The 21,720-nt window shown below is 40.7% G+C and carries 20 protein-coding genes; all 20 read right to left on the bottom strand.

What is annotated here, in order from left to right; all coding sequences use genetic code 11:
* Positions 1-73 precede the first annotated feature (73 nt).
* Positions 74-1,831, bottom strand: a complete 1,758-nt coding sequence (locus tag R7E51_RS17850) for a hypothetical protein (RefSeq protein ID WP_206958350.1) — start codon at positions 1,829-1,831, stop codon at positions 74-76.
* A gap of 61 nt (positions 1,832-1,892) precedes the next feature.
* Positions 1,893-2,126, bottom strand: coding sequence for a hypothetical protein (locus tag R7E51_RS17845; protein WP_014386693.1), 234 nt, complete (start codon positions 2,124-2,126; stop codon positions 1,893-1,895).
* Between the two features lie 59 nt (positions 2,127-2,185).
* Positions 2,186-2,662, bottom strand: coding sequence for a hypothetical protein (locus tag R7E51_RS17840; RefSeq protein ID WP_046224213.1), 477 nt, complete (start codon positions 2,660-2,662; stop codon positions 2,186-2,188).
* A 214-nt stretch (positions 2,663-2,876) separates the two neighbouring features.
* The gene (locus tag R7E51_RS17835) at positions 2,877-3,080 is read right to left on the bottom strand and encodes a hypothetical protein (RefSeq protein WP_014386690.1); all 204 of its coding nucleotides are present in this window, start codon (positions 3,078-3,080) and stop codon (positions 2,877-2,879) included.
* Positions 3,081-3,093: 13 nt separating this feature from the next.
* Positions 3,094-3,387 carry a hypothetical protein gene (locus R7E51_RS17830; protein WP_032073016.1) on the bottom strand — a complete coding sequence of 98 codons (294 nt, stop codon included), beginning with the start codon at positions 3,385-3,387 and terminating at the stop codon, positions 3,094-3,096.
* A gap of 18 nt (positions 3,388-3,405) precedes the next feature.
* On the bottom strand, positions 3,406-4,158 hold the full coding sequence (locus R7E51_RS17825; RefSeq protein ID WP_046224215.1) for a hypothetical protein: 753 nt from the start codon (positions 4,156-4,158) through the stop codon (positions 3,406-3,408).
* Positions 4,159-4,500: 342 nt separating this feature from the next.
* Positions 4,501-4,746 (bottom strand): hypothetical protein, encoded by a 246-nt coding sequence (locus R7E51_RS17820; RefSeq protein ID WP_014386686.1) that lies wholly within the window; start codon positions 4,744-4,746, stop codon positions 4,501-4,503.
* Positions 4,743-5,174, bottom strand: a complete 432-nt coding sequence (locus R7E51_RS17815; RefSeq protein ID WP_101905922.1) for a hypothetical protein — start codon at positions 5,172-5,174, stop codon at positions 4,743-4,745. Before R7E51_RS17815 ends, R7E51_RS17820 begins: the two co-directional genes overlap by 4 nt.
* A 304-nt stretch (positions 5,175-5,478) precedes the next feature.
* Complete coding sequence (locus R7E51_RS17810) at positions 5,479-5,781, bottom strand: hypothetical protein (RefSeq protein ID WP_014386683.1); 303 nt, start codon at positions 5,779-5,781, stop codon at positions 5,479-5,481.
* A gap of 17 nt (positions 5,782-5,798) precedes the next feature.
* Entirely contained in the window at positions 5,799-6,074 is a 276-nt protein-coding gene (locus tag R7E51_RS17805) for a hypothetical protein (RefSeq protein WP_014386682.1), read from the bottom strand.
* 140 nt (positions 6,075-6,214) lie between these two features.
* Positions 6,215-6,487, bottom strand: a complete 273-nt coding sequence (locus R7E51_RS17800; RefSeq protein ID WP_014386681.1) for a helix-turn-helix domain-containing protein — start codon at positions 6,485-6,487, stop codon at positions 6,215-6,217.
* Between the two features lie 12 nt (positions 6,488-6,499).
* Positions 6,500-7,690, bottom strand: coding sequence for a ParB/RepB/Spo0J family partition protein (locus R7E51_RS17795; protein ID WP_014386680.1), 1,191 nt, complete (start codon positions 7,688-7,690; stop codon positions 6,500-6,502).
* Between the two features lies 1 nt (position 7,691).
* Positions 7,692-8,474, bottom strand: coding sequence for a ParA family protein (locus R7E51_RS17790; RefSeq protein WP_041154764.1), 783 nt, complete (start codon positions 8,472-8,474; stop codon positions 7,692-7,694).
* 694 nt (positions 8,475-9,168) lie between these two features.
* Positions 9,169-9,828 (bottom strand): hypothetical protein, encoded by a 660-nt coding sequence (locus tag R7E51_RS17785; protein ID WP_202601811.1) that lies wholly within the window; start codon positions 9,826-9,828, stop codon positions 9,169-9,171.
* Positions 9,829-10,166: 338 nt separating this feature from the next.
* The gene (locus R7E51_RS17780; RefSeq protein WP_206958348.1) at positions 10,167-13,979 is read right to left on the bottom strand and encodes an SIR2 family NAD-dependent protein deacylase; all 3,813 of its coding nucleotides are present in this window, start codon (positions 13,977-13,979) and stop codon (positions 10,167-10,169) included.
* 435 nt (positions 13,980-14,414) lie between these two features.
* Positions 14,415-18,500 carry a hypothetical protein gene (locus R7E51_RS17775; protein WP_101905915.1) on the bottom strand — a complete coding sequence of 1,362 codons (4,086 nt, stop codon included), beginning with the start codon at positions 18,498-18,500 and terminating at the stop codon, positions 14,415-14,417.
* A gap of 3 nt (positions 18,501-18,503) precedes the next feature.
* Positions 18,504-18,896, bottom strand: coding sequence for a DUF6375 family protein (locus tag R7E51_RS17770; RefSeq protein WP_101905914.1), 393 nt, complete (start codon positions 18,894-18,896; stop codon positions 18,504-18,506).
* The gene (locus tag R7E51_RS17765; RefSeq protein WP_101905913.1) at positions 18,893-19,852 is read right to left on the bottom strand and encodes a radical SAM protein; all 960 of its coding nucleotides are present in this window, start codon (positions 19,850-19,852) and stop codon (positions 18,893-18,895) included. Before R7E51_RS17765 ends, R7E51_RS17770 begins: the two co-directional genes overlap by 4 nt.
* 291 nt (positions 19,853-20,143) lie before the next feature.
* Positions 20,144-20,866 carry an NYN domain-containing protein gene (locus tag R7E51_RS17760; protein ID WP_041154780.1) on the bottom strand — a complete coding sequence of 241 codons (723 nt, stop codon included), beginning with the start codon at positions 20,864-20,866 and terminating at the stop codon, positions 20,144-20,146.
* Positions 20,867-20,928: 62 nt separating this feature from the next.
* On the bottom strand, positions 20,929-21,648 hold the full coding sequence (locus R7E51_RS17755) for a hypothetical protein (RefSeq protein ID WP_032073007.1): 720 nt from the start codon (positions 21,646-21,648) through the stop codon (positions 20,929-20,931).
* Between the last annotated feature and the right edge of the window lie 72 nt (positions 21,649-21,720).

Here is a 21,720-nt window from a genome sequence, read left to right as displayed (position 1 = left end):
CGCGGCTGCAACCCTGCTTGCTCAAAATCTATTCAAACATGGTTGTGCTTTGGGGAAATTATGAGGGGATCCCTCAGAGCTCAGTAGAGAATGATTTTCTGGAAAGGTCCCACATATATGTCTTAGAAAAATCAAAGTTTTTCAGGTTACGTTTCTGCCACTCAATCACTAATTCATGAAGTTCGGCTTCATATTCCCTTTCACCGGATACCGCTTCGTCTAAATGGTTGGGGCACTGGATTGCTCCAAACCAGACCCCATCTTTTTTGCGCATGGTTTTATTCGGAACATGGCCGCAATGACGGCATCTTGCCATAAACACTTGATCAGGTTTGGGGGTTTGCAAAGAACTCATGTTAACTAAGGGGTAGAATTTCTTTGAGGATACATAGAGCTGATCCCGGAGTTGTTCAAATCGCTCAATTGAATCATGAGAAATATGGCTGTACTTATCTTTCAATTTATCAACGGGTGTAATTCCGATACCACTTTTCGACAGTTGACGACGAACAAAGCCTTCTTCTAGGTTATGCTCAATTTTTGCCACCAGCACCAATAGTTGAAGTTTACGCAACGTCGCGTTGTTGCTTCGGGGCATAAAGCACTGCCATTGCCCCATCTGGACAGCAGTTCCAAACTGATCGTCGTAGACGTCACAGACATCAACGTCATGCCACAGATTTAATCGTTCTTCGCACTTACCCATCGAGTTCAGTGCCTTCCGTCCCATTTGTAATAGAAGCGCTTGGTAGATAGAGTCAATTGCAGAATTCAGCATCTTTTCACTGATTTCGAACACAGGAAATTCTAGTTCTATATTCTCATCCGATTGCAACATACGCTGCTTTTGCATGTAGCCCATAAACATAAATGAAGCTGTCGCTAAAAGACTTGCAGCCTGAATGATCCCATTATGACTGGCTAGATTAACGATTGTTTTGGATGGGTTTAAAGGAAGTCCATCCCAGTACGCTGGTATGGCAAAATCGAGGAACGATGATTTAAGCTTTGTCTCAATAGAAAATGGAGCACAAATCGCACCCTTTACATTACGGTTTGGCTTAATCTTGCGTAACTTCTCACGCATAGCTTTGTAGCTACATTTTACTTCTGGCATTAGTTTTAATGCAGCATGGTTATCAACATGTAGGATATCGTATACCGGGTCCAATAGTTCATGGAGAACTTCGGAAGACTGGTATGGCTCCAATTGATCAGATACATTAACAGCGAAATGGTGGCTAAGGTCGATATCCTTCTCACCACTGTCACTATAAGCCTCTACCTGGACATGATCAGAGATTGTATTAGGAACAGGCATCACTCCTTCATATTCGGCCACACACTCGTTCCAAAGCTTCGCATCAAACTTAATGCCATCACTTAGGATTGATATTTTTTGTTCTTTCTCTTTCTGGGCCGAGATGAACAGAATCTCATTGCGCTTTTGGTTATACAGCTTAGCTATTGCATTGTGCTCTCTACACCATTTGCTGTATTCGCGCTTCAAAAAGGAATGCGCTTCGGCTAGGTTTTTGAACTTTGACCAATATGCCTCTATGTGTGTGGGCTTCCGATCTGTCTTTGTTCGGATGGTGCAACGTGAACGTTTCTGCTTATCCTGATCAATAATCTTGATAGCATTGGGCTCAAAATAACCAACATTCCAATTAGCGGGTAAGACCCCCTGTTTATACATATCCAGGCGAAAGGATAACGCTGAATTAAGCGCGTTATCACTAGATACTCCGGCATTGAAAGACTTTGTTTTTTTACCAATACGTACTTGATATCCAGTAGGCAACTGGAAAACATTTAGGAACTTTTTCATAAAATAACGCTTTATTAAGGTGCCGACGAACACTGTCAGGCACTGGTTTATCAAATTAAACTTATTGCACGGTTCGAGTGGTAGACATCCGTTCATGAAATGCTGCGAGTTGCCAGCCTTCAATCCATGCTGCTTTCGACTCGTGATCATTGTGCGGGTTTTCTGCGTATGGCGTTCCACTTTGATAAGCAAAAGCGCCTTGCTGGAGAACTCGGTGGTAGTCAGCTTCACTCATCGAACTATACACCCTTAGTTCTTTACCCCACACCTCATCACTGTTTGGGTTATATGCCATAACATTGACCTCTCAGCCAGATTACAGAATCATATATTAACCCTGTAAAAAAGTTTTGTCTATCGCTTATACAACGGTCTGTGATCGACTGGCCTCCAATTTTTTCTGGCAGATTTGACTTCGCCTCGAAGAGCCATAAGCTTTTTAAAAAGTGTCTTATCATAGTCCAGCTTCAATACTCGCCCACAACCATAGGCTATGACACCCTGTGCTTGAGGTAGCCAGAATCGCTGAATTAACCCGGTATAAAGTGTGAGCTGGTACTTTTCACGGATTGTTATTCGCCCATTGAACGCTCTGCTTTTAAATTCTCCTGCAATGTATCTAAAACGCAATGGATCAAAAAATACTGCATCAGGGGCTCCGCAGACTCCTCGGCGTTTAATAAACCAAGGCTTTTTCCAACCGCCTATATCAGCCCCCAGCACGATACAGTACCAAGGCATATGGAACTGCCTCTTTATGGACAGCCCTCTGAGAATAACCATCAATAGGCCGATTGACGCCACCAGCAAAAACACTAGTTCCCCAGTCATAACAAATCCCAGTTAATAGCAACCAATATGGCTACAACAATAATCACTAACCACGGTAAAAGACTGTTACCACTTCCTGCTTGGGCGTGAGCCTTTAATCCAGCGTTTGCAGCCTCGGAGTTGTATGCTTGTCCTCTGTGCTGGCAAAATTTAGATGGATCAGCGGCATAGGCGCTTAAATGACTTACGGATACCCAGTTTGAACGCTTTCTTCTCACCCAGCAATTCCTTGTAGTTCTTCAATTGCCTGTTCAGCTGCGTTGATGACAGATAGTGCGTTTTGGGTGTACTCATTGCTAATTTCGCCATCGAGCCCTTCACACCACAAGCCAAATTCCTCCTGGGCAACTTCATCGCTTATACCCGCAGCTCTGAACACCATTAACCAATCTTCAATATATTGATCTACGTGAGCCATACTCGGTTCCTTATTATTGTTTCTTCAATTTAATCGCTTGCATTAGTGTGGTTAGGGCAACCCAAAGCATCGTAACAATGCATACAAACCAAATGATTCCAACAAATATGAGCCATGCTGACTCACTACTTTCTGGTCCATTTGGCATCGTTATTCCTCCCAACGCGGCAGCAGCGATCATAGCTATAAGGCTTAACGCCCAGCGCTTTGAAAAATCTTTAGCGAGTGACTCCCATTCCTCATTTGGGGCTTTAAACCAACAAACCAAACCAATGACTAATGGGCCTATAAAGAAAAAATCCAGCATTACTCCCCCCCCCCTATTTTAGAAACGTACTACCGTTACATCACCGAGCAATACGTCATCAATTCTATCCGGATATAGCTCTCTGGTTTTTTCAACAATTTCAAACGCAGATGAAGTAGGAAAACTCGCTGTCAACTCCAGCTCTGTCAAACTTACCGCCACTCGCTTGCGTCTAATGCTTTGTGAAGGGATGTTTTCTTGGATCAGACTTTTACTATGAACAGCACTCTGGTAATCATCCCAATCAACCACGCTGTAAGACAAACCGCGTTCTATTGGTCTTGTCCAACCAGGTAACACTGATTCCCAAGCGAGTTCTCTTTGTCTCCATTCTGAATCAGTCACATCGTTAGGTTTATCTGTCGAGTTTTGGTAATGATAATCTTGAAATCCAACGTCGATTAAGGATTGGCGATACCCAATATCGTTTTCAACGTAGTACAAACCTAATGTATGTTGTCCCCAGGGAATTAAGCAGACATTAAAAGTGAAGTCCCAATCCGTACTACGAATACCGTCCACCAAAACTTTATGCTTTTCCTCGATAAACATAGTTCTCAGATCTGACAGAGTTTGGCAGCTTCTATCCTTTTGGAGCATGGTTACGTTTGCCGAGATATCTGCATCAAATGCAAGCTTTCTAGCTCCCAGTTTTGCGATGGCTTTTTTGGCCGTATCAACGCAACCAGAGCGCAAGGAGCATAATTTGGTTAGTGCCTGCTCTAACGTTGTATTGCGCAGAATTAACCCATTGTATATCTTAGTGCTCACTTCGAGTTCCCTCACTTCGATCCGGATTTCTCACATTAACCAGTTCAGCTAAGGCAACTCCCGAGGATGCACACCCCCACATAAACATAAGGTCGATAAAGGCAGGATTATCCCCCAGATGAAAAAGGCCACCGGACAAAACCATGAAAAGCCCTATTCCAGAGATCGTTACGATTCGTTCTAACGGGCGAGAATCTTGATTGAGAGGCTGGTGGATGAGAAACCATCGAAGAGCAAAACCAATACTCATACCACCAACAATGAACCCAGGCCATTTCAATTTTGCACTGACTAATGCCAACGAACCCAAGAACGCTATCAAAAAATACAGTCTACGTCGATTCACTGGCCTTCCCCATCACTGCTTGTTTTTTCCCACAAGTGGGCCTTATCAATAACGCTCAAAACAGCACAAATTAATGCGAATCCATTTGCGATAATTAAGAGCTTTTCTGGTAAGTAAAAATTGGTAATCAACTGAATAAAGTTCAGGGCAGCCATAGCTATAAACACGTAAATAAAAAAGCGCTTTACTTTGGAATGCAATTTATAGCCATCTAATGCCACCATTTCGTTTTGTTCCGTCACGACATTTCTCCTGTAGTAAGTGAAAGCTTCTTATCATCGCTAAAGAACATCCATTCTCCGTTAAATCGTTCGGCCAACTCTTTCGCAGTGATATCTCCAGGCATGAACATACAACCAGAAACAGAACCGCTATTCTTTGACAAGTATCGGTTTAAAGCAGACATACCTGCCGAAAGTAATGTGTCGTAGTGGCTATCGTCGTACTGTGAGATCTCCAGAGCTAACTTAACAACGGACTCATTGTGACTAGAATTCAACAAGGCTACGGTTTTTTTCTTGTTTCCCAACAAGTCGCGTACTTTCTCAACTGTTGGTTCATAACCTAAAACCAATTCAATAGATTCAACTATCCGAGCTGTAAACTCTAAGAACGCGGGATCAGACTCTTTTGAAAGTTGTTTTGTAATAACTCTCAGTGCATTGATCATAGCCAACTCCTGTAATTTTTAGTGTTTTATCAGTATTTCATTTGGTTGGACTTCTAAAGAACCAAGATCGCACTCAAACTGTAATGAGATTCCCTGATCGTGTGCGATGGCTATCATGTACCTAGCCATACAAGAGTGCCTCTTGTGTCCCAAGCTCTACCGTTGCCGCAGCCATCTGCTCACAGAATGCCCGGTTCTTTTGCTCATTCATTATCGGAGCCTCGCTACTTTTTTAGATACAAGGGCAATCATGCCCCTACCTACGCTATATACCAATGGGAGTAATTGCCCTTTTCTGTACAAACTAGCGGGTATTTTCAGGATTGATCAAAGCCAATCGCGCAGACAGACTTGAACTCATTTTTTGAATAGTGTTGTTCAATGTAACAATCAGATTTGAACTCGTAACGTTTATTAGCGACTTGCTAACCCCATAAAATTCTGGATATTTTTCAGGGTTTAGGTTTTCTAAATGAGCAACCAGTCGCATTGCTTCACCTTTGCTCATACAGCTCAGGTTTATCACATGGGCTTTTGCTATAACGTGTAGCAACTTATCTTCAAAGTCCCGGTAAAATTTGCTTTCTTGCTTCAATTCTGAATCCATTATCAGTACATCTCCTATTACTCATTGACCTTGATTGCGAACACGCTAACGGGAGCATCACCAAAATGAGGGTGAGTAATAACCATCTCCTCAAAACCTTTCCACGGTCGAACTAAAATCTTCTCGGTATCCCCAGATTTTGGATAGCCAAGCTTGATATGCACCTCATCATACTCGCGACCCTCCAGACGTTTCCGCCAGTAATCCGTTTGAAGACGATATTCATACTTCTTTTCCCCGGTTTGCATTTGTCTGAAATACAGAGCTTTCACAGGGAGATGAAGAACTTTCATTTGAGACCTCCAAAAAACTAAAGGAGCTACCTCCTCAATATTACAGCATCACTTTATAATGCTTATAAAATTTTAAAAGTCTACAGGCATAAAAAAGCCCCGGCGCAATGCCAGGGCTAATTTGAGGTTGGATATTACAATCAGAGCTTTCCGTGCCGCAAGATGAACTTCTCACGGTCCAAAATACCCCAGTCCGTTATCATATAGTAGCCTGTAGCTCCTCGCTCTCCCCTCGATTCACGGATGAATATAATTTTCATATCAAACTCATCACGAAGCATCGCCAGTTGGCGTTTAATAGTGGACTCAGGAATCTTGGTCTCTGAATGGAGATCGTGCAAGCTGGGCTTATCTAACTTAGACAGCGCATTTACCAGTTCAAACTTGCGACTCATATCCTGAGATAACTTCATTCCATACTTACCTTACTCAACGCTTACGAGCTCGATGTCAGTCACCGCTACTTTTATTGGCTTTACTTCCTTTTTCTCACCAACAAGAGTCTTAACCCAAACCACATTTGGTTCAGTAGCAATACGATCTGTCATCAGTACACCACGCTTATTTTCACTCTCACCGATAATATTCACGGTGATGACTAACTTACGTGGGTCAGCCCCTTTCCAGTCTTTACCTTTTGCAAGAGGAGGTTCAATGCCTTCTTCTTCGGCATCATCGGTTGCATCATCACTTTCATCAACCTGCTTATCACCCGGCGCGTTTGTATCGCCTTGAGATGAAGCATCATCAGAAGTAAATTCCTCTCCCGTAGCTTGATGAACAACATTATCGCCCGTTGTATCATCAGAACTTTCCACATCACTTTGTGTAAAGTTGCCACCCTTCTCTTCACCCAATTCTGAGTCAGAATTCGAATTATTATCCTGCTCAGAGTTATTGGTTACTGCACCATCTTCATTTGAAGTTGGTTCATCACCATTCTTGATACGTTTTGCATCATTCAACAACTCACGACTTTGCTTACGTGTCATGCCATCACTCATAGCAACGGCACAGACAGCCCGGCATCGCTCTTCATTCAGTTCGAATAGCAAACGTAAGTTATTGAGTGTTTCCGTATCAGCTGTAATGTCATTATCGTATAATTCTCGAACGCAGTCAGGCATTTTTAATAATGAAAGGTGCGTTGAAACAAAAATTGTGTTCTTACCGATACGTTTTGCAACGTCTTTTTGCTGCCACCCATTATCAATGAATACTTGTAAAGCATTAGCAATTTCAAGTGCAGCCAAATCATCGCGCTGAATATTCTCTATCAATTCTCCCGCTGTTTCGTCCAAGTCCGTTTGTTCTTTTTCGTTAACAACGATGTCAATTGTTGGAATATCTTTGGCTTTACATGCTCTCCAGCGACGTTCGCCTTTTTGAATGACATATTTGCCGTCTTCATTTTTCGGGTAGACCACAATCGCGGATTGCTGGCCTTCTTCCAAAATTGAATCACCCAGTTCCTCGATATTACGGAACCGTTTACGAACCTGTTCTTTTGAAATAACTTCATCAACAGGAACCGTCAGAATTACCTTACCATCTGGCTGCTTTTTTTGGGCGGCTTGAGCTAACTGGTTGAGGTTTTTTAGGTTATTTAGTTTCATCTTAACCTACCTTCTCTACAATCTCGTCCAGCACCGCTCGCACTTCTTTTGCTGCTACATGACCATAGCGAAGAGACCATACTGGAACTCCATCTGTAGTTGCAGAATCAAGCGGTGGACGGTGTTGAATAATGTTACTAAAGATCAACTCTGGGATAGCTTTTTTCAGCTCAGTAAACGATTTGTTGTGGTTCACTGAACGATCCATATCATTGATGACAATGCCCAGGATTTCTAAGTTTTGATTGTGCTGTTGCTGAACACCGATAATGGTCGTCAGCAAGCCCTCTACACCATCAACCGCAAAGCCAGATAGTTTTACAGGACATACAACATGCGTCGCAATCATCAGTGCAGCAACCAGCTTACGGCCAAGACTCGGTGGGCAATCAATCAACACGTAATCATAGTCTTTGATTAGTTCTTTTAAGTGTCGAGCTGGGTTCATTGCTTGTTCCAATGGCACTGCCTCCATCTCAAACAAATCCGGATCGTTTTTGGGCGTGTAAATCAAATCAACACCACATGGACACTCCGTTACTTGAATGCTTGAGCAGTTATCAAGGAACAATTCAGCTACTTTAGTACCGCTATATACTGGCTCGTAGCTGCCATCTTCCAACTCCACACGAGGAGCCAAACGTGAAGATGTATTACCCTGACCATCGAAATCCAGTACCAGGACTTTTTTCTTTTTTTCTGCCAAATCGAAGGCTTGCTGGATACAGATAGTACTTTTACCCACGCCTCCCTTCTGATTGGCATAGGCGATAGCTTTTGCCATGTTTACCTCGCTCTCCGATTGCAAATGAGATTCCTAGTGACGAAACATCGCCACTTTCACATGTGAAAGATTCTAACACTCACTTTATGATACTGCAATGTCATATCGTGGTACTAACATAACAATTACAGATAAAAAAACGGCCTCAAAGGGCCGCGAGAAAAATCATCAATGTTTAGGTGAACTGTATCGACAGAACAATGTGCATCCTGTCTCAATCCAATATTACCTTGCGCTTGTTTTTTTCGGTTAGCAAGTCTTCTTTAGTTTCTTGGTTCTGGATTGGATTATTGTCAGCCAAATCCTCAATAGCTACTGGGCTCTCTGAAATTACTGGGCGTCTAGACCTGACGTAATACTCCCTTGCTAGTTCAATATCAGCGACAGGATGCAAAAGTTAAAGTTTGATCATTTTTAAGGTGCATTGTTACCAGAAGCACTGTGGAAATGACAAAGTTTGTTCAATCTCTAGCAAACTTTTGGACAATTATCACTTTCGGAAAATCGAACATTAGCAATTCATGAATAACTTGAAGTATGGCAAAGTAAAAAAGCCCACGACTCGGAATTAAGAAAGTGGGCGATAAAGGAGTGTTATGACGATATTCAAAGTAAGAGCACATAAAATATGTAACGCCATCCATATTGGCGACTGTTATTTAATGAACGCTAGTATTGGGATAGAAATGTTACATCAGTGCAACTTATCTTCTAAAAACATTGATGTACTCTCTGATTTTATCGTTTCAATAGCTTCATTGAAAGCATCTTGATCTGATTTATATTGCTCACTCCAAAGGCATGACGTTCCGCATGAACCGACAACTTCTAACAACCATAGGCCGTTGTCACCCTCATAGATAGCAATTTCAAACAATTCTTCATCATGTTCAAACTCGCAGCTTAAAGGGGAATACTTCACCTCAAATTCATCATCATCATTAGAAAAATCAGGATAGATTACGTTTGTATCTTTAGTTGTTCCTTTTTCCCTTTCATCATCATAATACTCTAAAAATTCTGGGTTATTTAGTGTTTCACTAACGATCATTTTGACATCATCAAGGACGAAAGATTTATCTCCAGAAGCAAGCCAAAACGCATGGGTGACAAACAGCATTGCTGTTTCAGCTTCAATATCTATTGAACCATTTTCAACAAGATATTCTTTGAATAATGGTATCAGCTCGTATGGATTGTCTTTTTTCGGTAATGATTGAAAAAGCGTCAAAAAGTCACTACCAACACTCACCATTTCTACTTTATTCTTTTTTTCGATATTTTTTTGCTTTTGTAAGCGAGCTTTCTTTGCTTTGTTTTTTGCTCTTTTGCTTCGTTTATCAGTATTACTCATGACAAATTCCTGTGACTATACGGACAACCCGCTCTTCTTAGGTGACAATCTAACAAATTTTCCTGTTGTAATGCATTTCTATCGACGATTTTTAAATGCTTGATACACCCTACAGTCACGCACACATATATTAAAATTTCTGACTCTTGCCTTCATCAATTCCAAGCCCACCCACACAGGCAAGATATGTACACGCGTCATCCAGCTTGGTGATCACACATAAAGAACTTAATGGCTGGCCAATTTTTGGACAGAAACGCGTTAGATATATCGCTCTAACGCGCCTTACTCCGATAAGTAAAAGTAACTTAAAATCTCAAATATTTGTTAAAATCGACTCACCTTGCATCCCATTTTCTTTTGAGTTCGATAAAGCGTTCATCATCACCTAACTCGGTATTAGCTTCTATCATTTGATCTAAATACTCCCCAATGTTGTAAGGCCATTTGTTAACATCATCAGGTAATACGATGTTTAGAAGTAACAAAAGATCATTAGGGTATTTTTTAAGTACGTTGTCGTCATTCAGGTAGATGTGGTTAGCGCGTTCTAATTTCGTTAAGAACGGAGTGATTAGGTTTACAATTTCAGGGAAGTGATCTTCCGACCAAAATGCGATATCACAAAGGCGTTCTGATACAGCGGGGGATTTAGCAGCAAGCTGTTTTGGCCAAACATTTGAGATAAGTTCTCTGAATGCTAGTAACCAATGCTCTTTGCCTTCACTCTCTCCATGCCTAGCTTGCCATAATATTCCACACCTAAAGCCATCACTTGCTTTAATTAATACTTCTTTTAATTCAAGATCAGATACCCACCTTTCATCCTCATCTTTAATTTTCCAAGCTGAGAAAATCAATCGCACAATAGTATCCTGATGACCTCTGCTCTCAACTTCTCCCGAGTATGCCAGTTCCAGAATACTTGGCTTCAAAATGGTGAATAGTTCTTTCCCGCAAACTCCTCCTCCCCATAAAACACCAGCCCAAAATGCCTGACGGTCTTCTCCGGAAGAAGAGTTTAAGGCAGAAAGTAAGTTCCGTTGAGTCCAGTCAGGATCAACCCAAAAGCACCAACTTAAACTGCGGCTAAGTATAACCATTGCGTAACGATGTAAATCATTAGGTAAAGCTAATAATTGGTTGAGCATTAACAATAAATTTCCAGTGAAGCACTCTCCAGATTCAAAAGTACGGCTATGCTGTGATTGCAGTATTGCACTAGTTAAGTTTCCAGTTGGCGAGTTTATTGACTCCATGGACCAATCAGGAGCTTTACTACCTCGAATTATTGAAGATTCACCCTTAGCAGGTTGTATCGACATTGCATCAACTAATTTAAACGCTAATTTATAGTATGTAGCATAATAATTATCAGCAAGTACGCTAGTAGATTTCTCAAACCAGCTTGATACTGAACGAAGTATTTTTGCCAAGTCGTCACTGGTAAAACCAGACAAACGCTCTGCAATTAATGCCATAAATTGGGGTTTATCATTCTTACGGGCTTCAGCATAAAGGAAAGTATCCCAAGCCCAGTCAACAATATTTCCCTTTTTTGCCGAACAAGTTAACGCTCTGAAAGCTCGAATCGGTTTTTCTTGTGATAAACCAAGAAATGGGGCTTCATCAATCAAAAAATCAGCTTGCCTACCAGATAATTCACTTGCTCTTTCAAGGATTGAGGCGATTGGCTCATCTGCTAACAAAGAATAGTCTGTATTTTTCGTAACAATACCACTGCGAACTTCAAAGGAGCGCGCTGCACCTTTTGCATGCTCAGGCTTCCATTCCGGCGTATCATCTCTTAGCCTATCAACTAACTTATCCGTCGCTATTGTTAACTCACAACCATTTTGTTTAAGCCAAGTTACTCTATCCAGAATATTTCTCGCTTTCCGTTCCTTAAATCTACTTTCATCTTCGGTTTTCCAAAGTTTAGGTCCTTGCAATATTCTATTTTCTATTGTGGAACGGCGACATTGGTCGAGTTCTTTCCATCTAGCTACGAAAGCTAGAAGCAAGTCTCTAGCATGATAACTATCCCAAAATGCTTCGTCTGAAAGTTGATTTAAAGTAGTAATAATACTTTCATTAGGCACAAGATTGGTTTTCCCTAACGCCCAAATCTTTAACCTTGCAAAGATAGTACTGTCATCGCATGGCCACCTTGAAAGCTCCTTCCGAGCAGCATCAAGGTCAATCAAAACTAATTTCTCTAAGTAAGAAACAAACAGCAATACCCATGCAGATAGACCGTAAGTTCGACTATACGAATCCTCTGTTTTCTTCTCGGGTGTTAACGAACAACTCAGGCTCAGGCCATATCCTCCTATTTCTTTTTCTAGTTCAACAGCAAGCTCTAGATTACGTCTCAGGACTTCAACGGTACGAATTATCCACTCATCAGGAATTTCTAGCCTTCTTGGTAGTTCTGAGTAATGGACATCTAAATGAATTAAGTCTTTTAAACTAATCTGCTCCCAGCTGATCTCATTCGGGGTGCGGAAAGGCGGCGAGACCTTGATGAATGGTTTCGTTACCTTTTCAAATTGCCGTAATTTTCTGGGACACCAGCCATTATTCTTTATTGCTCTTTCCAGAGTAAACCAATCGCGGTGTCCTCCTTTATCAGTTTGTTCAAAGCCATCCAAAACATAGCTCCATGCCTCATTGAATGTACTATCCATATCTTTAGAACGACGCTCACATTCTGACTTAAGTACAAACTGAACCCAAGGATGAAGACATTGCTGCTTCGTAACCCACCAGATTACTTCTGGCTGTTCCGCCACTCTGCTCAACCAATATGTTAATGCGTTGAGCCTTTGAGGCAGGGTTGAAAACTGAGGGGAACTGGAATCATCCCCTCTAAATCTTATAGAACGTTGGTCTTGTGTTCCTTTAATGTCTTGTGAGTTAAACTCAAAAGCATCCCATGCTCCTGTGGGAACTTCACGTTTGTTATAAAAGTCATTAGGGTCAACATGCTGTGGTGTATGATCCGAATCCAGAGAGTAAAAGTGAAATGGGTCTACCATCTCAGTTAGGTTTTCTGCACCGGATAAATTTTTACGAGGAGTTTCATATCTCAATTCAGGATCAAACACATGAAGCCAAGTGGCAGGAGCTAGTATTTCACTATTAGCAAACTTTTTGGCTCCTTCGGTTGTAGAAACAATATGTGCAATCTGACCGCGTTCAAAGGGCAGTAAGAGGTGAGGCCCCATTCCAGCCTTTGTGATTATTCCTTGATACCATGCATCCGGGTCAGAAGCCCGCTCGGCCCAAGATTCCAAAGTGTTCCAAAGCGCGATATGTCCATTTGTATCGTCATACGCAATCGCTTTTACCCCTTTATGGTGCCACTTTGAGCTAGCGTAACTTTCATCACCAGATTGAAATGCGTATATATCGTTGAGATGACTTGAGCTTTTATTGAGTGCTTCTAACAAATACTGAATTGGCGGATCGTCCGCAGAATAACCGACAAAAACTACGACATATTTTTCCAATATCCCTTTGACAAATGAAGTAGCCCAGCCATTAGCCAAGTAAGCATCTCCAAATTCAGAACTTGAGAGGACAAAGCCGTTGCTTGCAGCACCTGTACCATCCTCGTTTACTTTGCCATGAAGGTATACCGTGCCATTAAAATCAATTGGATGATTAAGATCAGGCAGTCTTGGGGGCATAAAGGTATTTATATCTGGTTTGCAAAGATCAAATAAGCGATCAAAGTTAGTTGTTACCAAACGTACGATACCATCGTTCGTTGTAGCTAGTTTAAGCATCGTTTGATGTGCGCTTAGGTCAACTTCTCCCTCAGGTGTGAGAGCCTTAGCTACTGATTTATATATATCTCTCGTTAAGAACTCTCGCTCCAGCAAACCAAATATTCTATCAGCCGAAACTACCCCTTCCACGCCAGTACTAGCGGTTATTTCTTTAGCAGCCTCTATAAGCTTCAAGGCAGGGCTGCTGGTTTCTACACCAAGCTCAGATGTTACAGATGAAGCTAGCCCAAAAAAGTCGGCAAATCCCGCTTTTGCTCTTGAAACACCTGCACCACAAAAAAATACCACCCGACCTTGGTCTCTGGCTAATAAGAGTTCATCAGGTATTGAAGGTCCATTTTCGAGGAATCGCATCATGTTTCCTTTTGTGTTTAAAGTTCTAACTTTTAGGTGTTGTGACTTAAGCGATGATTAATCGCATCAATAGAGGTGATAGCACTCCTGTTGGTAATAGCTGCACTAAGAATACGAATATGATTACAATATCATATTTAGCTTAGAAAGCTCTGACGAAATGTCCTTTGTTCGGATAAGAAAAATTAAGTCAAATGGCTTTTCATAAATTAGAGGGTCAGAAGTAAGGCAGCACATTTTGGGGCATTTTTGAGTTGGAAAATGCCACGGGTAAAAATTCATCCGGTGAAGGTTTTGGACAGAAACGTGTCAGTGACTTTGCTAAATTAGAATTTAACGGATTACCTGAGGTACGGCAAAACCTCGATCTTAGTGCCCATTTTTGTTCATCCACTAAAAATAACAGAGGGAATGTGTTACGCATTCCCTTTCCAATCAATAATTAGCTCTCAGAAAGTCTATACTTTCAAAATCTTTGTACGCAAAATCCCCACTATACCCGACGTCAGAAACTCTTCTTTCACCCTTAATCCGAGTTATTATTCTTAAGCCACTAGATTTCAGTGCAGCAGTTAAGAATTCTTTATCCAAGTAGAATCTTTTCCGAGAGTTAGAGTATCCGTCTAGATCTTCAACTATATACTTTGAGATTTGTTGTCCGTCTTTGAAGTAACAAAGCCGCTCACAGTCAAACTTAAGCGCATGCTCTTTAACAAAACTAGCAGCTAGCATCGGCATAGAAAAACTACCACTTGAATGTTCCGAACTATATTCGATGATAAAATCTTTAAGCGAATGCTCCTTATATTTAGGAACAGTCATTGTATGTGTTCCAGATGTTCTTACAAAAGCACTTCCATCAAAGAACACGTTTGATTCAACTTCTATTTCTTCTTCACCATCTTCTTCCTTGATAACTTGGGGTTCAAGGCTTTTACTCCACGAGCTATAAAGCTCTCCCAAATAAACATCAGATAATTTGGCGATTTCGGGGAACTCCAATTTGCTAGATTCCTCGCTATCAAAATCAAAGTCTTTCAACGACTCATCGAAAACTAAAAAGGAGTTTACAGAAGCATAGAAATGACGATTTAATTCCTCAGATTCCTCGACTATAAATGCATCAACCAAAATCAAATTTTCATTTTCAGAACTTGCACAATCGCTGAGATGAACCAGATTCGGATCTTCCGAATAGTTAATCCATTCTTCTGTAGTTAACCCTTCATCGCCTAAGTACATTTTTTCACTAAGAGGGTAGATTTTTAACCTTTTACTAGGAAAGAAAGGGTCAATTCCTTCTATAAACCTTCCCCCCCAGAACTCCAACTGTTCCGAATCGAGTAGTTTTCCTGCCATTTGGTAGTACGCTATCCAAGAGTACTTTTTGCCATAGCGCTCTACTTTTTTTGTTTCGTGTCTCCGGTGATAACCGCTCGAAGAAATTTGATTGTCTAAGTTGCCAAATTTGTCCTCGCTCCACCCCAAATCATATACTTTCCATAGTATCTGATTACGAATTTTCGCATAAGCCTCATGTTCATAGTCGTAATTGCTACGATCTTTAACCAAACGACCAATAGTATAGTTCTCAAAATCCATTTTAAGAGGAGATAAATGCCCGCTCATACCATCAGTTATTTCTTCATTCCATTCACTTCTGGGCATTTGTTCAAAAGGTTCAGTAGCTGCTTTAACTTCTGATTCACTAATATTAATTTGAGATTCCAAACTCGCACGCTTCACTAGACATGAGGCATATTCTCTAACCAATATGTTGGTTGTAGCGTACTTCGAATCATGGCTGAAAAAAACAGCTACTATGTGTTTGCTGAACGCCTCTATCTCACCTAAGTTTTCAGATTTATCCAAAGAAATACTGACTATTGAGTAACATGCTGCAATTATCCGCTCTAATATATATTCATCATCAGCCACTAGAATAGGTTTGACTATTTCTAGGAAACTCTTAGTGTTATGCACTCCATAGTAGACTAAAGCCTCAGTTGAAACATCTCTTAGCTCAGTTACGACTGAGTTAAGGAACCAAATTGTTGTAATTAGCCTTAGTTTTTCTATTTCTGGATCTGAAAACTCTCTATTTTTCCAACATTCAGCCCTAAATCGAATGCCTTTTATCAATTCATCATGGTTTCTTCGAAAGTACTCTCCCCATGAAAGATCTCTGTCCACCATAGACATGTCTAACAATATATCACTTAGAAACTTTGCGTTTAGAGGGTGAGATATTGCGAATCGTACGTCTCCTAAAGATTCAATATATTTTTGTTTCAACCCTTCATTAAGTATTAAGTTTTTCAATTCGCATACTGTTTCATCACAAATGAAATTAGGTTCAATCAAATGCGACAAACTTAAAACTTCGTTTTTGTATGTTGAAGGAACTATTTGCCAAATGTGTGGCAGATTATACTGCGGTGCAATAGCGACAAGTGCATGTAGGATGTCCTCTGACAGCTCATGCTGTAAAGTCACATCTTCGAAAATTTTCGCTAAAAAACCTTGTGAACTAAATAGCGATACGTCTCGATTTAGACAATAGTGCTCCATTAAATAGAAAGCTATAATGTATCCACCTAGTCGATCATACGCTGGGCTTAAGCGATATTCTCCACGACGAACCAGATCTCTGAATATCAAACCTTCTTGAGATAGCAAGTTGACAATATTACTGTCCCAATCTGTCGACTGTGGATTATACTTCCGCAAAAAGTCTGTTTCTAAAACACCTCTACCGTTTGCTTCCCACAGAGCTTCGCCTAAGTAGTAGACTGCGTTTTCTACCTCAGTAATTGTGTATCTGATAGACAGGTTAGTCATTTCAGAGATAGTTTGTCCGATATGTGTGACTTGCTCTTTAAACAATGAGTATATGGATGACGGAAAACTTTGAACCACCACACAAGTCTTCCTTGGGCGATTCATAACTTCACAAAAGATTTTCAAGTTTAAAGGATGACTGAAGAAACTTTGCGGAGCCGCTATTGGATTAGCACTAATCTTATAATATCTAAAGTATGCACCTATAGCTTGGACAGTTACTTCGTCACTAAACCCTTTTAACAGTAACTCAAAGCAATCATTGGGGAGCGCTTGCTGTGCAAACCCTTCTCTTGATGAACTATTAGCTCTGACAGCACCGACATGTTTCCGAGACTGATAACCATCTCGCAATGTACAGACGAGAACTACATTTGGATATCGAGGTAATACAGTCTCTATGCTTGCCAATAAGTTCTTCCATTCTCTTGGGTCTTCAGCCTCATTTAATCCATCAATAACTATTGGAACTCGACAACGATTTCTTTCTCCCGCCGAATCTATAGCTGAAAGCAACAATTCAAACGATCTAACTTCGTTAGAGGCAAAGGACATATTTTGAACCAGAGAATCAAGCGTTCCCCCCTTACGAAGTTTTTTTCCATGAAGAAGTATTCCAGCTAGCCTGTCATCATTTTGGCTTGTAACTTCAGCAGCTAATTGTGTTTTACCTCTGCCAGCTTTACCAATAACAGCTACTAGTTGATGAGAAAACAGTTCTACAGCTTCTGACAACAGCTTTTTGATATCTTTGATAACTGCATTCGCATTGGTCAAATAAAGAGAAAGCGGTAGGTTCTGCCTTCTTGTTAACCTTAGTAACTGACTTATGTTTTTTGTCTGCTCTGAAGATTGAGCAAAGTTCGCAATTCTACCTATTTCTCTGCCTGACACTGTAGACTCAAAGACCTTACAGCTAAATATAACCTGTTTACAAAAGGCTATAAATTCTTCTAGACCAGACGAAAGATCTACATAATCCTTATGCCTCGATAACTCAGAAATAGTTGACAAATAACCGTCTAGTTTAACTTTCGCAGCATATATATCAGACCATGCGCTAGGTTCACCGAGCACTCTTCTTATATCTCTCTCTACGCCCGTAGATTGATGAACTTCATGAATCCAACGATTTCTAATCGGAGCCACTGAATTCGTATGCTGTTCATTTAACATATCTGGTGTTAAAGCCAGCTCTCCAAAATAACTAGCCCTTAACTCTGTTGCTGGGCCTGAGAGATAAGACTCTAAGTCGTTTTCATTCCAAAGATGTAATGTAAAGCCATATTTTGTTTGTAAATCATAGAACCAAGTTTGGTCAGCCTTCGCTAAGGTTTTGTGTGTCCAAAGAATCCATACATTTAAATCTGGTAAGTATTTTTTCGTTGTATCCAGCGAGTGTTTAATCTGGCTCTTTGCCCCGGTAGTTAAGCCACCGTCACTCTTATATTGGAACCATTTGCATTGCCATCCAACCTTTAACCCTTTTGTTCCCAATCTTGGGTCATCACAATCAAGCTCAAGATGGAACTCCACTCCTGGTTGATTTTTTAACTCTTTTATTGGCCCATGATTTCGAAATTGTCGAATGACTATTCCTCTACATAAGCTTTCAAAACTAAATGCATGCGCGTTAGGATGCTCTCCAGCTACATGTTCAAACTTAGCCCAATCAAGCACTAGTTAATCCTCTTTTTTAACTAAATCAGGATAATCGTGTGCTGAAAAGCATTCGACCTTCGCTCCTTCATGAATCAGTAAAGATATGAATACATTCAGGTCGTCATCTGAAGATATGGTTATCTTTGAACCTTTTCTTTCGAGGCGTTGGTCATACATAAATTGCGCTAATTGTTGGGGAGAAAAACAAAACAGATTTTGCTTGCGAAGGAACTCAAGCACTTCATCACCATATCTATCTGCATCCACGTCAAAATTCGATTCATCACTGCATAGAAAAGAACTAATCGTTGATACTAATTGCTCAAAATTTTCAGCCTTTTCTACATCCTTGAACTCACCAACGATTACTAGATTTAAAGAGTGCTCCGCACCGTAGCCCTGCCAAATTTTCATTCTAATTCAACCCTTATAGTATTTGTTAACTGACGATAAGCATTAGTTAGAGAACCACCACCTATAGGAACTCCATTCTTGTCGAACGAACTCAGTTTTAAAACACCTGACGCATCTATATGCGCAAAGCCTTGCAGGTCGCTCTCTTTCTGAAGACCGATAGCAGTGACAAATTGATTTTTGTAATCAGAGCTTATAGATACCCTCATACTTTTTGTGGTTTTTCTTCGACTGTCGACAATTTCTTTTAATTTACTTAGTGTTACATCATCGATTTTTTTACCAAACCCCACAGGTACCTCTGGTAAAATCAGAAACTCATCAGCACCTAGCTCCTTGCACAGTTCCAAGGCATTTGGTAGGTCGTCAATAGTTTTGCTGTTAACTACGTAATTTATCCCAAATGGGAGACGCCCTTTAAATAATTCTAAATTGCTTAACAGCTGCTTAAATGGTCTCTTCCTTATAGACTCATAATTACTATAAGTTCCATCCATACTTACTCTAATAAAGTTCACATGACTTTTTAGCTGAGATATTAGTTCAGGAGTTAAACTATGACCATGCGTCGTAAAGCTAATTGCTAGCTTGGTTTCTTCTTGTCCAAACTGGCAAAGTTCAACCAAGTCTTCATGCAATGTTGGCTCACCTCCACCAAAGCCGATACCAAACACACCCATACTATCCATTTCAAGCAACCAATCTTTTACTCTACTTTTATCCAGAGTTGAACGATGCTTTGGCGCATAACAATGCGCACACCTCAAGTCACAGTTATTAGTAAGTGCGATAGAAACCTGCCTAGGACTAAGAGTCCAATCGGACTCAGGTGGGATTTCATCATCTAGAAGTATGTTAAGCCCATTTTGGCGGCTAAATAAGTGGACACCATCAGGCCCCTTTCTAATTTTGAACTCGTTGTGTTGGGTAACGCCATTTTTATTCTTTATATACAAAGTTTATTCAATACCTTAAATGGTTAGATCGCAGTGCAATATCAGCACAAGATGAAACTAATAACTAAAGGGTTACTCTTAGTCACTTCAAACATGCCAACCCTACCTATAAAATTCACTCCTACAGATGGCGAGTACATTGAATTGCCACCAAATCCATAGGCACTTTGTGACATAAGAAAAAATAGGTCAAATAACCTCGCTTAGAAATGAGGTACAGAACAGCTCTAGCTTAGAATGGGGCATTTTTGAGTTACCCGATTGCAGTATGTCGTCAGCGAAGGCAGCACATCATTTTTGTTTGCTTGCCTTTGTTATCAGCTGAAACTCCATACCAGTGCGTTTAGTGTTACGGGTTCTATAGCGCGTTGGATATTTATCAAAAAAGTCAGATAACTTCTTCAACCCGTAGTTTCGAGGGTCAAAATCTGGCTTCAGTCTCTTTAAGTACTTGCCTATTTCACCTAGTTTTGCCCAGCCCGATTCATCTCGATAGTTCTGCCAAGCTTGATGCATTAATCGCCATAATTCGCGTTCTGAGTCTTGATTAGAGCTTGGTTGTGCCTCCCCAAGATCAACATCAGCGTTTAAGTTCTCTATCGCTACAAAGTCATCACAAGCGTTTTTAAACGAAGTCGGAGTCATCGCTTTTCCTACACCGATGACGTGTATCTCCGACTCTCTTAATCTCGTAGCAAGACTTGTAAAGTCACTATCACTGGATATCAAAGCAAAAGCATCAAACCTTTGGCTGTACAAGAGATCCATTGCATCAATAATCATTAAAGAGTCTGTCGAGTTTTTTCCAGATGTATAGGCAAATTGCTGCTTAGCTTGAATCGCTAACTCATTCAAAGGCTGCTTCCAGTTTTTTAGTTGTTCAGCAGAAAAATCGCCATATGCACGTTTAACGATGATCTGCCCAAAACTAGAAAGCTCTTCAATAATCAGGTTTAGCTTTGAGTGTGGAGTGTTTTCTGAATCAATTAATACAGCGATTTTTCTGTTACCCATAATCCGTGCGTGACCATCCTTTATGTAGTTAGTTGCACTATCCAATTTTATTCCTTCCAAGGTTATTGTTCGCGCTCAAAAACAGTTACTAAGGTGCGACGCCCATTATCGTTAACAATAAGGTATGTGAATTTGGAAGTTGGATGCCCCCAAGCTTCTACATTGTCGGCAGTACCGTATTTTTTCGCTTTATGGGCCAAAACATTTGCAGGCAAATTTCGAATTCTCAACTCAGGATGTTTAAGTCGATTGACTAAACTCGCCCAGGGCTTTTTGGGATCTCCAGTGCTCAATCGCTCTTTATACTGTTCAACAGCGTGAGCGGTAACATAAACGGTCCCCATTGCTGGTGTTTCAACGGCATCATGCGTATTTGCATATTCCTGGCGATTTGCATCTAAGAGCACTGTTACACATGATTTTGGGTCGGCCATGAACTCACGACTTTGTGATACCTCTATTTGCACTCCAGCCATTCGGTTTTGAAGAAATGCTGCAAACTTTTGTGCATGTTTTTTCGTAGATTTACCACGGGCAAGCTTTTTGATTGCTCCCTTTGACACAACGAGTTTGTAGCCAGAACCAGAACCCGGCTCTCGACCCATTACTTTTTCTTCAAAGAGTAGGTATTGAATGGCTGATAATTCTGAAATCAAATCAGAATCTTCATGGGAAAAGTCGATTTTTACATCAAGAATTCCACTGCGTTTAGTGCCCACACGCCAGAATACTCGGCTCGTTTGGTCATCTAGTTTTTCAGAAAGAGTGGTTAGAATCATCATAGTCTTATCTCCGGTATTTAAGATCCCTTCCGGCATCGCCGTAAGGACCTCATTTAGTTAATATTCATACTT

It is taken from the genome of Vibrio sp. Vb1166 (assembly GCF_033338695.1).
Classification (GTDB): domain Bacteria; phylum Pseudomonadota; class Gammaproteobacteria; order Enterobacterales; family Vibrionaceae; genus Vibrio; species Vibrio alginolyticus.
The sequence above is the reverse complement of the archived record's forward strand: the minus strand, read 5'-3'. Positions and strand labels throughout refer to the sequence as shown.